General features: G+C 70.0%; 12 protein-coding genes and 1 pseudogene. 3 read left to right on the forward strand and 10 right to left on the reverse strand.

The window, feature by feature from the left end; genetic code table 11:
* Positions 1-105 precede the first annotated feature (105 nt).
* Together D183_RS0104430 and D183_RS0104435 are read right to left on the reverse strand one after the other, a co-directional pair.
* Complete coding sequence (locus D183_RS0104430) at positions 106-765, reverse strand: glutathione S-transferase family protein (RefSeq protein WP_026144186.1); 660 nt, start codon at positions 763-765, stop codon at positions 106-108.
* Positions 766-822: 57 nt separating this feature from the next.
* Positions 823-1,518, reverse strand: a complete 696-nt coding sequence (locus tag D183_RS0104435) for a helix-turn-helix transcriptional regulator (RefSeq protein ID WP_017907930.1) — start codon at positions 1,516-1,518, stop codon at positions 823-825.
* 350 nt (positions 1,519-1,868) lie between these two features.
* On the opposite strand from D183_RS0104435, the gene D183_RS0104440 reads away from it, so the two are divergent.
* Together D183_RS0104440 and katG are read left to right on the forward strand one after the other, a co-directional pair.
* The gene (locus D183_RS0104440; RefSeq protein WP_232757209.1) at positions 1,869-5,177 is read left to right on the forward strand and encodes an AAA family ATPase; all 3,309 of its coding nucleotides are present in this window, start codon (positions 1,869-1,871) and stop codon (positions 5,175-5,177) included.
* 242 nt (positions 5,178-5,419) lie between these two features.
* Complete coding sequence (katG, locus tag D183_RS0104445; protein ID WP_017907932.1) at positions 5,420-7,675, forward strand: catalase/peroxidase HPI; 2,256 nt, start codon at positions 5,420-5,422, stop codon at positions 7,673-7,675.
* Between the two features lie 127 nt (positions 7,676-7,802).
* Here the strand turns inward: katG and D183_RS0104450 are convergent, their stop codons facing one another.
* Positions 7,803-8,123 carry a KGG domain-containing protein gene (locus tag D183_RS0104450; RefSeq protein WP_017907933.1) on the reverse strand — a complete coding sequence of 107 codons (321 nt, stop codon included), beginning with the start codon at positions 8,121-8,123 and terminating at the stop codon, positions 7,803-7,805.
* 413 nt (positions 8,124-8,536) lie between these two features.
* Positions 8,537-8,944: an RNA-binding S4 domain-containing protein gene (locus tag D183_RS0104455; RefSeq protein WP_026144187.1), complete on the reverse strand. Its 408-nt coding sequence runs from the start codon at positions 8,942-8,944 to the stop codon at positions 8,537-8,539.
* Between the two features lie 517 nt (positions 8,945-9,461).
* Between D183_RS0104455 and D183_RS0104460 the strand changes: the two genes are divergently transcribed.
* Entirely contained in the window at positions 9,462-10,922 is a 1,461-nt protein-coding gene (locus D183_RS0104460; protein ID WP_017907935.1) for an MATE family efflux transporter, read from the forward strand.
* 297 nt (positions 10,923-11,219) lie between these two features.
* On the opposite strand, the gene rplS is transcribed toward D183_RS0104460, so the two are convergent.
* The 6 genes and pseudogenes from rplS to D183_RS24000 form a co-directional block, all read right to left on the reverse strand.
* Complete coding sequence (gene rplS / locus D183_RS0104465; RefSeq protein WP_010342237.1) at positions 11,220-11,636, reverse strand: 50S ribosomal protein L19; 417 nt, start codon at positions 11,634-11,636, stop codon at positions 11,220-11,222.
* 131 nt (positions 11,637-11,767) lie between these two features.
* A complete protein-coding gene (gene trmD, locus D183_RS0104470) occupies positions 11,768-12,550 on the reverse strand; it encodes a tRNA (guanosine(37)-N1)-methyltransferase TrmD (protein WP_017907936.1) in 783 nt (260 codons plus the stop codon).
* A gap of 73 nt (positions 12,551-12,623) precedes the next feature.
* Positions 12,624-13,136 (reverse strand): ribosome maturation factor RimM, encoded by a 513-nt coding sequence (rimM, locus tag D183_RS0104475; RefSeq protein ID WP_017907937.1) that lies wholly within the window; start codon positions 13,134-13,136, stop codon positions 12,624-12,626.
* A gap of 43 nt (positions 13,137-13,179) precedes the next feature.
* Complete coding sequence (rpsP, locus tag D183_RS0104480) at positions 13,180-13,440, reverse strand: 30S ribosomal protein S16 (protein WP_010342240.1); 261 nt, start codon at positions 13,438-13,440, stop codon at positions 13,180-13,182.
* Between the two features lie 174 nt (positions 13,441-13,614).
* On the reverse strand, positions 13,615-14,415 hold the full coding sequence (locus D183_RS0104485; protein ID WP_017907938.1) for an aminotransferase class IV: 801 nt from the start codon (positions 14,413-14,415) through the stop codon (positions 13,615-13,617).
* A pseudogene (locus D183_RS24000) lies at positions 14,412-14,592 on the reverse strand (nitronate monooxygenase); the annotation flags it as partial. The pseudogene D183_RS24000 and the gene D183_RS0104485, both read right to left, overlap by 4 nt.

The following is a 14,592-nucleotide window of genomic DNA, read 5'->3' on the forward strand; positions in this document are numbered from 1 at the left end:
CCAAGGGGAGAAGGAAAGCGCTAGAGCCCCTCTCCCACCGGGAGAGGGGCCGGGGTGAGCGTCCGCCCGCACGGCACACCCAACCGCCAGTCATCCCACATCCCGCTAAGCGCTCGCCGGCACGGCGCTCGGGCGCGGCATGAACGGGTTGGGATGCGCCGCCAGCAACGCATCGTCGATGGCCGCGGCACGCTGCGCCGCCGGGCGCGCCATGTGCCGCTGCACAAACGCGACAAACGCCGGCCGCGCCTGCAGCACACCGATGCGCGTGTAGAAGCCGAGGAACGCCGCGGCATACAGGTCGGCTGCGCTGAAGCGATCGCCGGCCAGGTGCTCGCGACCGGCGACGCCCTGCTCCAGCATGTCCAGCAGATCCTCGCCATGGCCGTAGCCCGCGCTGTGCGCCGGGGCCAGCGTGCCGTGCTGCCTGGCGGTCAGGAACGCCTCGGCCGGACCGGCCAGCAGGAACAGCCAGCGGTAGTACTCGCCACGCGCCGGCGATCCAAGCGGCGGCGCCAGTTGCCGCTCCGGCACCAGGTCGGCCAGGTAGGCGCAGATCGCCGCGTTCTCGGTGACGGTGGTGGTGCCGTGGACCAGCGCCGGCACCTTGCCCATCGGGTTGATCGCCAGATACGCCGGCGTCTTCATGCCGGTGCCGTAGTCGAGGATCTGCGCGCGGTACGGCAGGCCGGTTTCTTCGAGCATCCAGCGCGCGATGCGGCCGCGCGACATGGGGTGGGTGTAGAGCACAAGATCGTGGGACATGGTCGGACTCCGTGGTGGACGCCACGCAGTCTGCGCGTGCCCTGCTGACACCTGCTGTCAGGAGCCGACGCCGTGTCCGGTAGCGGCGCGCCAGCGCCGGATCAGCAGATGCCGCCGCGTCGGGTAGCGTTCGCTGTCGTCGCGCAGCGCCAACACCCGGTCGGCACGGAAATGGCGGAAATCGCCGCGCAGTTCGCACCACGCCGCGATCATGCCGAAACCGCCCAGGAAGGCCATCGCGAACGGCCAGATGCGCCGTTGCGAGGCGACGCCGCCGGCATCGGCGTAGTCCATGTGCAGCACGTGTTCCAGACGGATGCCACGACGCAGCACCGGCAGCCACGGTGCCGCCGGCTGCGCGGGCGTGGCCGCGGGCACCAACAACCCGCTGGTCTCCAGCGCCAGCCGCAACGGCGCCGGCAGCGACGCCCCAATCCGGGTGATGGCGCGCTGCGCGGCCTGCGCCAGTTCCGGATCGGCCTGGCTCGCCACCCAGCGCGCGCCCAGGGTCAGCGCTTCCAGCTCGTCCTCGCTGAAGTTCAACTCCGGCAGCAGGAAGCCCGGGCGCAGCACGTAGCCCACGCCCGGGTCGCCGAGGATGTCGGCGCCCTGCCCGCGCAGGCTGGCGATGTCACGGTACAGCGTGCGCAGGCTCACTCCCAGATCGGCGGCGAGCTGCGCCCCGGCCACGGGCCGGCGGCGCCCGCGCAGGGCGTCGAGCAGGCGCAGCAGACGGGTGGCGCGTTGGGTCATCGCGACAGGATAGTGGGCAGGCGCCGCCAACGGGAGGCGCTGGTGCGTCAGGCAGCCCGCCTGGCGCTGCAGTCCGATCGGTGTCGCACTGCGCAGCGACGCTGTCGCCTGGAGGAAACACGGACTTCTATACTCGACGGCGAACGCGCCGCCCCGCTCCGTCGCAAACGGGGCCGCGCACACCAGCACAGGCCGCACGCGTCCGCGACGGCTACATCCAACGAGGGAACGCATGCAGCCACGCTCGCGAACGTCGTCACGCCCCCCGGTCAGCTGCACCATCGCAGGTGCCATGCGGGCGCCACATCCGCGCAGCGGCCGTCGCGGCATCCAGGACTGAGGCGACGATGATGGAATTTGCCCTTTTCGCCATCGGCGTGGTCGTCGGTGCGGTGCTGTTGCATCTGGCGCGCCCTCTTGGGCGCAGCGCCTCCGCGCAGCGGCCTGCACCGGCGACCGACGCCGGCGACAACCACCACGCCGCGCCCGAGGCAACGCAGGAGACCCCGGCGCAGCATCTGCAGCGGCTGCGCCAGCAGGTGGAAGCACAGGACGAGCAGATCCACAGCCCTGCCGATCTGGCACAGATTCCGCAGTTCCAGCAAGGCGTGGCGCTGCTGGCAGGCGCGGAGTTCTCCCATCAGGAACTGGTCGAAGCGCTGGGCAGCCCAGGCTATGTGCTGCCGTGCATGGCAGCGCAGGCCTTGGCGCAACGCCGCCCCCCGGATGCGGACGCGATCCTGGACGTGCTCCCGCACCTGGGCTCGTATCCGCTGAGCTTTCTGTTCGACTACCTGCAGCGCCTGCCGGATGCCGACCATCTGCACGCGCTGCTGCGCCACGCACGCGACTGGTGGTGGAACGTCGTCCCGTTCCGGCAACGCCTGCGCGCCTATCTGCAGTGGGCCGCAAGCAAGGCCCCGGCGGACCGCCCGGTGGATTTCGACGAACTCGACGATGCAGCGCTGACCGCACTCGACGACACCCTGGCGCAGTTCAAGGAACCCGTGCTGGAGCCGTTCCTGCAGCGCCTGCACGACGCACGCAAGCAGCGTCGCGAGCAGCGCGTGCTCGGCGGCTTCGGCCGTGTCGTCGCCGCGGTGCCGGCGCGCCTGCGCCTGCACCACCCGGGGCTGGACGCGGCCTTGCAGCGCGCCTACGAGCACGTGGTGACCACGCCTCCGCAGCCGGTGCTGCTGGTCGGCGAGCACGGCGTGGGCAAGAGCGTGCTGATCGACCTGCTCAGCGAACGCCTGCTCGGCGAAGGCTGGCGTGTGTTCGAGGCCTCCGCCGCGGAGATCCTGGCGGGGCAGAGCTACATCGGCGAACTGGAGGGACGCATCCGCGAGATGCTGGCGGTGCTGCACCGCGAGCGCGCCCTGTGGCGCGCGCCGGACTTCTACGACCTGCTGCACAAGGGCGCGCATTCGCGCGATCCGCGCGGCATCCTCGATCTGGTGCTGCCGGCGCTGGAGCGCGGTGAGTTGCGCCTGATCGGCGAGATCACGCCGCGGCAGCTGGCACAACTGCAGGTGGCGCGGCCGACCACGCGTTCGCGCTTCGAAGTGGTGACGCTGGCACCGGCCGCGTCCACCGCGCTGGCGCAGATCGGCGCACAGTGGGCGCAGGCCCAGGCGCAGGCGCTGCAGACCGAGGTGATCGACGCGCGCGCCCTGGCCGAAGCCGAACGCCTGGCCGCGCAGTACTTCCCCGATCAGCACGAACCCGGCCGCCTGCTGCAACTGCTCGACGAGACCCTGCAGGCCGCGAAGGACGGCGACGACGCACGCCTGCCGCTGGACGACGATGCCCTGCTGCAGGCGGTGGCCAGGCGCAGCGGGCTGCCGCTGGAGGTGATCGACGATCGCCAACGGCTGGAACTGGAGACGCTGCGCCGTTTCTTCCGCAAGCGCGTGCTGGGCCAGGACGAGGCGGTGGAGACCCTGCTCGATCGCATCGCCATGCTCAAGGCCGGGCTGATCGACAGCCGCCGCCCGATCGGCGTGTTCCTGTTCGCCGGCCCGACCGGCACCGGCAAGACCGAATTGGCCAAGGCACTGGGCGAACTGCTGTTCGGCACTCCCGATCGCCTGCTGCGCCTGGACATGAGCGAGTTCCAGGGCGAGGACGCGCTGTACCGGCTCACCGGCGACGACAGCGCCGGGCAGCGCACGCTGATCGCGCGTATCCGCGAGCAGCCGTTCTCGGTGGTGCTGCTGGACGAGTTCGAGAAGGCCCACCCCAAGGTCTGGGACCTGTTCCTGCAGGTGTTCGACGACGCCCGCCTGAGCGACCGCAACGGCAACACCGCCGACTTCCGCCACAGCATCATCATTCTCACCAGCAACGTCGGCGCCACGCTGGCCCGCGGCGCCGGCCCCGGCTTCGCCACCGTCGCCGGCGGCTACTCGCGCAACGCGGTGGAAAAGGCGGTGTACGAGACCTTCCGCCGCGAGTTCGTCAACCGGCTCGACAAAGTGGTGCTGTTCAACCCGCTGGATCGGGCGCTGATGCGCGAGATCCTGCACAAGGAACTGGATCGCACGCTGACCCGGCGCGGCCTGCGCAATCGCGCCTGGGCGGTGGAATGGGAGCCGTCGGCGATCGAGTTCCTGCTCGACCGCGGCTTCACTCCGGACCTGGGCGCGCGGCCGCTGCGCCGCGCGATCGAACAGCATCTGCTCGCGCCCCTGGCACGCAGCATCGTCGAGCAACGCGCCCCCGAAGGCGACCAGTTCCTGTTCGTGCGCGGCGCCGGCGACCGCCTCGACGTGCGCTTCATCGCAGCGGACGCGCCGCCGCCGCCGGAACCCCTGCCCGCCGCGGTCGACCCCGCCACGCCCACGGATCTGCGCGACCTGGTGTACGCGCCCAATGCAGACAGCGCGGTCCTGCCGCGCCTGGATGCGGCCTTGCATCGCCTGCAGGAATCGCACGCCGCGCCGGCCTGGCGGCAGGCGCGCGAGGCCGATTTCGCCGCCATGGGCGAGCGCGATTTCTGGTCGCAATCCGGCCGCTTCCAGGTGCTGGACCGGATCGAGCGCCGCGACCGCATCGAAAGCGCGCTGGCCACCGCCGTGCGCCTGCGCGCGCGGCTGGACGGCGGCGCCCAGCGCGACGGCGAGTTCGTGGCGCGCCTGACCCAGTTGCTGTGGCTGCTGCACCTGGCCAGCACCGCGCTGCAGGAGCAACGCCCGCAGGATGCGCTGCTGGACCTGCGCATCGGCGCCAGCGAGCTGCACCGGCATCCGGCCGAAGCACGGCAGTGGTGGCAACGTCTGCTGCAGATGTATCTGGCCTGGGCCGAGCAGCGCAACATGCGGGTGGACGTGCTGGCACAGGATCCGCAGCAAGGCCGCGCCTGGCTGGCCATCGCCGGTTTCGGGGCACTGGCGTTGCTGGACGCGGAAGCCGGCCTGCATGTGCAGGAACAAGAGGCCGACGAACCGACCCTGCGCCGGCTCGCGGTGCAGGTGCGGGTCGCCCCCGACCTGCCCGGGCAGGCACGGCGCGCGCCCATCGGCGAGGACGAACTGCGGGTGTGCCGACGCTACCGGATCGCGCCTTCGCCGCTGGTGCGCGACAGCGTCCGCGGCTGGCGCAGCGGACGCCTGGAACGCGTGCTGGGCGGCGATTTCGATGTGATGCCGGTCGACTGAGTCCTGTCACGGACGCAGGCGGCATGCGGCCACTGCAGGGAGCGCCGGCAGGCGAGCGATGCGCGGCGACACCGCACACCGCCATCGATGCGATAGCTGCACACTATCGATTGATTAGAAGAATTCGAATTCTCTAAATCGCGGCTTCCGCCTATCGTGTCTCCAGTTTCACCGTGTCGCCGCCGTATGATCGCGGCGCCGAGCCACCCCATCTCGTCCACCAAGAGCCAAGGCAGCCTCCCATGACCAGCGAATCGAAATGCCCGTTCCACCAGGCTGCCAGCGGCAGCGGCACCAGCAATCGCGACTGGTGGCCCAAGCAGTTGCGCGTGGACCTGCTCAACCAGCATTCGGCCCGTTCCAACCCGCTGGACCCGCAGTTCGATTACGCCAAGGCGTTCAAGCAACTCGATCTGGAAGCGCTCAAGCGCGACCTGCATGCGCTGATGACCGATTCGCAGGACTGGTGGCCGGCCGACTTCGGCCACTACGGCCCGCTGTTCGTGCGCATGGCCTGGCATAGCGCCGGCACCTACCGCACCGGCGACGGCCGTGGCGGCGGTGGCCGCGGCCAGCAGCGTTTCGCTCCGCTCAACAGCTGGCCGGACAACGTCAGCCTGGACAAGGCGCGGCGCCTGCTGTGGCCGATCAAGCAGAAGTACGGCCAGGCCATCTCCTGGGCCGACCTGCTGATCCTCACCGGCAACGTCGCGCTGGAATCGATGGGCTTCAAGACCTTCGGCTTCGCCGGCGGCCGCGCCGACACCTGGGAGCCGGACCAGGACGTGTACTGGGGCCGCGAGACCAAGTGGTTGGGCGGCGACGAGCGGTATTCGCACGGCTCGCCGGGCGTGGACGAGGCGCACGGCGTGCTGGTGAAGGACGACGACAGCGAAGTGCGCCACACCCGCGACCTGGAAAACCCGCTGGCCGCGGTGCAGATGGGCCTGATCTACGTCAATCCGGAAGGCCCGGACGGCAATCCCGACCCGCTGCTGGCGGCCAAGGACATCCGCGACACCTTCGGCCGCATGGCCATGAACGACGAAGAGACCGTGGCGCTGATCGCCGGCGGCCACACCTTCGGCAAGACCCACGGCGCCGGCCCGGCCGACCACGTCGGCGCCGAGCCGGAAGCGTCCGACCTGGAAAGCCAGGGCCTGGGCTGGTCCAACAGCTTCGGCAGCGGCAAGGGCGGCGACACCATCACCAGCGGCCTGGAAGTCACCTGGACCACCAGGCCGGCGCAGTGGACCAACGAGTTCTTCGAGCACCTGTTCAAGTTCGACTGGGAACTGAGCAAGAGCCCGGCAGGCGCCCACCAGTGGGTGGCCAAGAACGCCGAGGCGGTGATTCCGGACGCGCACGACCCGTCGAAGAAGCACCTGCCGACCATGCTCACCACCGACCTGGCGCTGCGCTTCGACCCGGCCTACGAGAAGATCTCGCGCCGCTTCCTGGAGAACCCGCAACAGTTCGCCGACGCCTTCGCCCGCGCCTGGTTCAAGCTGACCCACCGCGACATGGGCCCGCGTGCGCGCTACCTCGGCCCGGACGTGCCGGCCGAAGAACTGCTGTGGCAGGACCCGATCCCGGCCGTGAACCACCCGCTGGTCGACGCGCAGGACATCGCCGCACTGAAGAAGACCCTGCTCGACTCCGGGCTGAGCGTGGCGCAACTGGTGTCCACCGCCTGGGCCGCGGCCTCCACCTTCCGTGGCTCGGACATGCGCGGCGGCGCCAACGGTGCGCGCATTCGCCTGGCCCCGCAGAAGGATTGGGAAGTCAATCAGCCGGCGCAGCTGGCACAGGTGCTGGCCACGCTGGAGGACATCCAGGCGCGGTTCAACGGCGCGCAGAGCGGCGGCAAGAAGATCTCGCTGGCCGACCTGATCGTGCTCGGCGGCGCCGCCGCGGTGGAACAGGCGGCCAAGCTGGCCGGACAGATCGTCGAGGTGCCGTTCGTGCCGGGCCGCATGGATGCCTCGCAGGAACAGACCGACGTGGAATCGTTCGCGGTGCTGGAACCCATCGCCGATGGCTTCCGCAACTACGCCAGGCGCCGTTATGCGTTGTCGGCCGAAGCCCTGCTGATCGACAAGGCGCAGTTGCTGACCCTGACCGCCCCGGAGATGACCGTGCTGGTCGGCGGCCTGCGCGTGCTCGGCGCCAACAGCGGCCAGTCCGCGCATGGCGTGTTCACCGATCGCCCCGGCGTGCTCAGCAACGACTTCTTCGCCAACCTGCTGGACATGGGCACCGAGTGGAAGGCGACCTCGGAGATGAAGGACGTCTACGAAGGCCGCGACCGCAAGAACGGCGCCGTGAAGTGGACCGGCACCCGCGCCGATCTGGTGTTCGGCTCCAACTCGGTGCTGCGTGCGGTGGCCGAGGTCTACGCCAGCGCCGACGCGCAGAAAAAGTTCGTGCGCGACTTCGTGGCGGCATGGAGCAAAGTGATGGAACTGGACCGCTTCGACGTGAAGCTGGCGGCCTGATCAGGCCAAGGCCCAGGCCGCGAACATGTCGCGGCCTGGGCCTGCAGCACGCGGCGCCACGTGCTGAACGTCGCTGGCCAGTGGGCCAGGCCGGCAACCCGCCGTATCAACGCAACACATCGGCAGCCTAGCGCTGCCCGCCTTTACGGCCAGCCTCGGCAGCTTCCTTCGAGTCGAACTCGTGTGCATTGCCGCTGGCATGGGCCGCCTTGCCGCCCTTGCTACCGGCCTCTGCCGCTTCTTGCGAATTGAATTCGTGGGCATTGCCGCTCGCATGCGCGGCCTTGCCGCCCTTGCTGCCGGCCTCTGCCGCTTCCTGCGAGTTGAACTCGTGCGCATTGCCGCTCTCGTGCGCGGCCTTGCCGCCCTTGCTGGCGATCTCGCGCTGCTTGTCGTCGTCCATCGAAGCGAATCCGCGATTGCTGGTGTTTTGGTTTTGATTGGCCATGATGTGTTTCCTCTTGGGATAACCCGAAACGGAAGTGTTGCGGGCAAATCCAAGCTACGCAGCGGCACGGAAATGTCGCGTGCCGACGCTGCGAATGGCGTGTCGATGAGCTCGCGCTTGCGCTTGACAGTGCCTCCACGGACAACATGTGCGCGTGGCCGATTCGATTCACGGCTATCCCTGCTGCACTTCTCAGCATTGCGCTGCCGCATCGGAGCATCCTCGCGCGAGCTGTCGCGGCGCATCAGATGACGCGTTGGCGGAACACCATCAGCAGCGACACTAGAGGGATCCACTCGCGAGGCTCGTTCGCCTCAGACCGGCGAAGACGACACGCGGAGCGAGACATGCGTTTGCACGCGGTTGCGCGGCAACGGCATGCGATCGCGCTGCGCACCTAACCCCCTGCACGCTTAAAGCATGTCGATATCGCCCAGCGCGCGGATCAGCCGCCGCGCGCGCTTGTCCGGCTTGCCCTCGGGCGCCTGATAGCCGTTGCGCTCGGCGCTGCGTTGCGCACGCAACTGCGCACGACGTTCGCGCGAAGCCTCGCTCTCCTGGTACAGCGTCTGCGCCACGCTGGCCGGACCGCGCGTGTCGCTCAGCCCCAGCACCTGGATCTCGAACACCTCGTCGCCGCGCTGCACCCGCACCTGCTCGCCCACGCGCACCGCGCGCGAGGACTTCGGCCGTTGCCCGGCCACGTCCACCTTGCCGGTCTCCACTGCCTGCTTGGCCAGGCTGCGGGTCTTGAAGAAGCGCGCGGCCCACAGCCAGACATCCAGGCGCACCGCGGCAGCTTGTACGACAGATTCATTCATTGCGTTGCTCGACATCCACTCGCGTTGGGGTGGGGATTGCAGGCAGTCAAAAGGCGGCGCCGGAGCGGAGACCATCGCGCCGCCCGAGAGCATGCGCGGCGCATACGTTCTCCGCACAGATGGCGATGCGATCGCACCAATGCAAGCACCGCGCCGCAGGGGCTCACCTTTCCGGGATGAATGGGTTGGCAGAGAGCGAGCGACCTCGAGGCAGGCGCAGCGGGGGGCGGTTCGCCCAGGTTTCATGTCCCATGCCGTTGCTGGCGTCGCCCCCTACCCGGCACCAAGCAATGACCCGAGCCGTGCCGAACGCAGTTCCACCCTCGCCGCAGCGCACCACCGCGACTCGGACAGGACCGGCCGCCGAGCGCGACGGCCCACGCCACCCGCCGTGGGGCGGCGCAGGCCCGCCCCCTGCCCGCCTGCGGCACGAACGCTGCAGACCCAGATCCGCCCATCGCCCCGCCGACATCCGTCGGTGCTAGTGTGGCCGGCTCACGCTCGCTCCCGACCCGCGATGACCAAGCCCGCTGCGCTCACCGAAGGCCCGATCGGCCGCCAGTTGCTGCTGTTCTCGCTGCCGATCCTGGCCGGCAACATCGCGCAATCGCTCAACGGCTCGGTCAATGCCGTGTGGATCGGCCGCTATCTCGGCGAAGCGGCGCTCACCGCCGCGGCCAACGCCAACAGCATCATGTTCTTCCTGATCGGCTCGGTGTTCGGCATCGGCATGGCCGCCACCATCCTGATCGGCCAGGCGATGGGCCGCAGCGACGTGACCCAGGCGCGGCGGGTGATGGGCACCAGCGCCACCTTCTTCATCGGCATCTCGGTGCTGATCGCCGCCGGCGGCTGGTGGCTGGCGCGGCACCTGCTGGCGGCGATGGGCACGCCGGCGGCGTCGCTGCCGCTGGCCGAGGCCTATCTGCGGGTGATCTTCCTGGCGATGCCGCTGCTGTACACCTTCGCGTTCCTGTCGGCGGCGCTGCGCGGCACCGGCGATTCGCGCACGCCGTTCCGCTTCCTGCTGCTGTCGGTAGTGCTGGACATCGGCTTCAACCCGCTGCTGCTGTTCGGGCTGGGGCCGTTCCCCAAACTGGGCATCGCCGGGGCGGCCTGGGCCACGCTGATCGCGCAGGCGGTGTCGCTGACCGGGTTGCTGCTGTACCTGCGGCACAAGCGCCACGTGCTGTGGCTGGGCCGCCGCGACGCGCGGCTGTTCCGGCTCGACCTGCCGATCCTGCGCGCGCTGATCGTCAAGGGCGTGCCGATGGGCCTGCAGATGGTGCTGATCTCGCTGGCGATGATCGTGATGATCTCGCTGGTCAACGGCTATGGCACCGCCACCTCCGCGGCCTACGGCGCGGCGCTGCAGCTGTGGGCCTACCTGCAGATGCCGGCGATGGCGATCGGCGCGGCCTGCTCGTCGATGGCCGCGCAGAACGTCGGCGCGCAGCGCTGGGACCGGGTCGCGGCGACCGCGCGCAAGGGCGTGCTGTTCAACTTCCTGCTGACCGGCGCGCTGATCGCGCCGCTGATCCTGTTCGACCGCTGGACCCTGGCGCTGTTCCTGCCGCCGCACAGCGCGGCGCTGGAGATCGCGCGCCACCTCAACCACATCGCGGTGTGGTCGTTCCTGTTCTTCGGCGTCACCTTCGTCATCTCCGGCGTGGTCCGCGCCACCGGTGCGGTGGTGCCGCCGCTGCTGATCCTGGCGCTCTCGCTCTGGGGCATCCGCGTGCCGTTCGCGCAGTTGCTGCAGCCGCAGCTGGGCGTGGATGCGGTGTGGTGGAGCTTCCCGACCAGCGCCACCTGCGCGATGCTGCTGTCGCTGGCGTATTACCGCTGGGGCAATTGGCGCACCGCGCGGATGCTGCCGCCGTCGCGGCCGGAGACCGTGGCGCATCCGGCGGAAGTGCCGGTGCAGCCGCCGGCACCGGTCGCCGACGTGGCGGTGGCGCAGGATCCGGCGCGCTGAGCGCTGCGCTCGCTTCACTATCCGCAGGCGCCATTGTCTGTGCGGGAGTCGACTGTCATGCAGCCGCAGCGAACGAAGCCCAAGCCGTCCGACACCGGCACGCGTCGGGACTGAAGTCCCTCCCACAAGGGCGCCAAGCCCCTGTGGGACGCGACTGAAACTCCTGCCACAAAAACGGCCAGACCCGCCATCGCGGACATGACGGCTCCGCTCCCGCGCGGCGCGATCCAAACCCCACAAACGCAAACGGCCGCCCGAAGGCGGCCGTTGCGGCAGCGACCGAGGGTCGCCGGAAGATTACTCGGCCTTGGCGGCGGCAGCAGCGGCCTGGCGCGCGACCTTGGCCTGCGCAGCGGCGGCCAGATCTTCCTTGATGCGGGCGGCCTTGCCTTCCAGGCCACGCAGGTAGTACAGCTTGCCGGCGCGGACCTTGCCGCGGCGCTTCACTTCGACCGAGTCGATGGTGGCGCTGTGGGTCTGGAACACGCGCTCGACGCCATAACCGTGCGAGATCTTGCGCACGGTGAACGAGGAGTTCAGGCCGGCGTTCTTGGTGCCGATCACCACGCCTTCGTAGGCCTGCACGCGCTCGCGGTTGCCTTCCTTCACCTTGACGTTGACGACGACGGTGTCGCCCTGGTTGAACTCCGGCAGCTTGCGCTGGATCTGGGCGGCTTCGAAGTCGGCCAGGATGGTCTTGTTGAGCTTGCTCATGGTGGGCACCGCTTGTGTCTGGTGAGGTGGTCCGGCAGTCGCCGCACGGCGATTGCGCGATATCGGATGGGCCAAGCACGGAACGCACTGGCCGGAAAGCCGGGCATTTTAACCCAGCCCGGCGGCAATGGCTAGGGCTTGGATGGATTTTCCTGTTCGGCGGCCTGCGCCGCCTCCCGCTCCTGGCGGAATTCCTGCAGCAGGCGCCGGTCGACCGCGCTCAGCGCCGCCTCGTCCAGCAGTTCCGGACGCCGCAGCCAGGTCCGCCCCAGCGCCTGCATGCGCCGCCAGCGCGCGATCGCGGCGTGGTTGCCGGAGCGCAGCACCGCCGGCACCTCGCCCAGCGCGTGTTCGCGCGGATGGGTGTAGTGCGGGCAGTCGAGCAGGCCGTCCGGGCCCTCGAAACTGTCCTGAGCCGCGGATTCGGCGTCGTTCAGCGCCCCCTCCTGCAGCCGGGTGACCGCGTCCACCAGCACCGCCGCGGCCAGTTCGCCGCCGGACAGCACGTAGTCGCCGATCGAGATTTCCTCGTCCACCGCGGCGGCGACGAAACGCTCGTCCACGCCCTCGTAGCGCCCGCACAGCAGCAGCAGCCGCGGCAGCGCGGCCAGTTCGCGGGCCTTGGCCTGGGTCAGCGGCCGGCCTTGCGGACTCAGGTAGATCAGCGGCGCCGGCAGCGGATCGGCCGCGCGCGCAGCCTCCAGGCAGGCCTGCAGCGGCTCGATCATCATCACCATGCCCGGGCCGCCGCCGAACGGGCGGTCGTCGACCTTGCGGTAGCCGCCGGTGGCGTAGTCGCGCGGGTTCCAGCCGTGCAGATCCAGCAGCGCGCGCTCCTGCGCCCGGCCGACCACGCCGAACCCGGCGCACTGGGCGACGAACTCGGGGAACAGACTGATGACGTCGATGCGCATGAGGCGGGGAATGGGGAGCCGGGAATGGGGAATGGGAAAGGCAAACGCCAAAGCGGCCGCATGGCCGCTTCGCTCAGAACTCGGGGTCCCAGTCGACCACGACCAGGTTGGCCTCGAAATCCACCGACTTGATGTAGTCCGGCTGCACGAACGGCACCAGCCGTTCGCGGTCGCCGCGCACCACCAGCACGTCGTTGGCGCCAGTGGAGAACAGGTGCGACACCTGCCCCAGCGCCACGCCGTCGACGGTGCGCACGTCCAGGCCCTCCAGGTCCACCCAGTAGTACTCGTCCGGGCGCGGCGGCGGCAGGCTGCTGCGCGCCACGTAGATCTCGGTGCCGCGCAGGGCCTCGACCGCGTCGCGGTCGGTGACCTCGGGCAGCGTGGCGATCAGGTACTTGCCGGACTCGCGGCCACGCACGCCGCTGAGGCTGCTCTCGCTGCCGTCGGGCTTGCGCACGATCCAGGGCTGATAACGGAAAATGGCGAGGCGCGGCTCGGTCCAGGACTCGAGCTTGGCCTCGCCACGGATGCCGAACGCGCCGAGGACCCGACCGAGCAGGATGCGGCGCTGGCTGTCTTTCATTGGGGCAAACGCGAGGGCCGCGCGCTGGGCGCGGCCCGCGGAATCAGGCCGCGGCGGCCTGGTTCTTGGTGGCTTCCTTGTACAGGTTGCGCACCTTGTCGGTCAGCTGCGCGCCATTGGACACCCAATGGTCGACGCGGGCCAGGTCCAGCACCACGCGCGGCTCGGCGCCCTGGGCGACCGGGTTGTAGTAACCGACGCGTTCGATGTTGCGGCCGTCGCGCGCGCTGCGCACGTCGGTGACGATGATGTGGTAGAAGGGGCGCTTCTTGGCGCCGCCACGGGTAAGGCGGATCTTGACCATGGTGAGTTTCCGGTGTTGCCCAGTCGCCAGGATGGCGCGGTGAACCGACGATTATAGCGGCCGGCCCCGGCTCTGCCAAGTCTGGGCCGTGGCCTGCGGCCGCGGGATTGGGGATTCGAGATTGGGGATTCGCCAGGAGCGGCAGCCATGCCACGATGGCCGTCCACGGAGTGCTCAGATCGCCTGCCAGGGCTGGGTGTGCAACGCCACCTCCAGCATGGCCAATAGATCCGCGGCCGGGCGCAACGCGCGCCCGTCCACTGCCGCCACCGCCTGCTGGCCGCGGGCGTTGCAGGTGAAGGCAGCCACGTCGGGCCCAATCTCCTGGAGCGGCAGCGACCGCACCTGCTGCGCCACGCCCAGCGCGGCGAGCCCGGCCTGCAGCAACCGTTCCTGGGTGCCGCGCAGCGCTGGTGCCTGCGGCCAGTGCAGACAGGCGCCGTCCCACAGTCCCAGGTTCCAGGTCGGCCCTTCGGCCACCTGCCCCTGCGCGTCGACGAACAGCGCGTCGTCGCTGCCGGCCTGCAGCGCAAGGCGGCGCTGGTGGAAGGCGCCGAAGGTGCCGACGTGTTTGAGCTGCGCCGCCTCGCGTGCGAACACGCTGCTGCGCAGGCGCAACGGCGCCGGGTCGGCCTGCGCCGGTTCAGCCAGCGACACCAGCAGTTCCACCGCGCAGTCGGCGTCGGCCCGGCGCAGGGTGAATGCGGGCGAGCACACGGTGACGCGCAGCGACGCGTCGCCCCTGCCGAACGCGGCCAGCGCCGCGCGCAGCTCGCCGCGCACGCGCTCGGCCGCCAAGGCGCTGCCGAACAGCGCCGCATTCGCCTGTTGCAGCCGCTGCAGATGCAGCTCGAACCCGCGCACGGCGCCATTGCGCACCTGCATGGTGCTGAAGTGCCCGTAGTTCACCAGCGCGGCGGCGGCCAGCAGGTCGGCATCCGCCGGCTGCCCGCGATGGAAGACCTGCGCGCTCACCGCAGGGCCTGCGCCTGCGCCCACCAGCGCGCCAGCAGTTCTGCCGCCGGCTCGGCCGGTGCCATCCAGGCCGACTGCCCGGCCCAGGCCTGCATCGCCGCCAGGCGGTCGGCGCGCTGTGCGGCCTGGCGCATCGGCGCAGTCAGGCCACGCTGCACCGGGTACGGCCGCGGCGGC

This window comes from Xanthomonas sp. SHU 199 (assembly GCF_000364665.1).
In the GTDB taxonomy this organism is placed as follows: domain Bacteria; phylum Pseudomonadota; class Gammaproteobacteria; order Xanthomonadales; family Xanthomonadaceae; genus Xanthomonas_A; species Xanthomonas_A sontii.

Coding starts and splice junctions, on each gene's coding strand:
- D183_RS0104430 (WP_026144186.1), bottom strand. CDS start 765: ATGTCCCACGATCTTGTGCTCTACACCCACCCCATGTCGCGCGGCCGC.
- D183_RS0104435 (WP_017907930.1), bottom strand. CDS start 1,518: ATGACCCAACGCGCCACCCGTCTGCTGCGCCTGCTCGACGCCCTGCGC.
- D183_RS0104440 (WP_232757209.1), top strand. CDS start 1,869: ATGGAATTTGCCCTTTTCGCCATCGGCGTGGTCGTCGGTGCGGTGCTG.
- katG (WP_017907932.1), top strand. CDS start 5,420: ATGACCAGCGAATCGAAATGCCCGTTCCACCAGGCTGCCAGCGGCAGC.
- D183_RS0104450 (WP_017907933.1), bottom strand. CDS start 8,123: ATGGCCAATCAAAACCAAAACACCAGCAATCGCGGATTCGCTTCGATG.
- D183_RS0104455 (WP_026144187.1), bottom strand. CDS start 8,944: ATGAATGAATCTGTCGTACAAGCTGCCGCGGTGCGCCTGGATGTCTGG.
- D183_RS0104460 (WP_017907935.1), top strand. CDS start 9,462: ATGACCAAGCCCGCTGCGCTCACCGAAGGCCCGATCGGCCGCCAGTTG.
- rplS (WP_010342237.1), bottom strand. CDS start 11,636: ATGAGCAAGCTCAACAAGACCATCCTGGCCGACTTCGAAGCCGCCCAG.
- trmD (WP_017907936.1), bottom strand. CDS start 12,550: ATGCGCATCGACGTCATCAGTCTGTTCCCCGAGTTCGTCGCCCAGTGC.
- rimM (WP_017907937.1), bottom strand. CDS start 13,136: ATGAAAGACAGCCAGCGCCGCATCCTGCTCGGTCGGGTCCTCGGCGCG.
- rpsP (WP_010342240.1), bottom strand. CDS start 13,440: ATGGTCAAGATCCGCCTTACCCGTGGCGGCGCCAAGAAGCGCCCCTTC.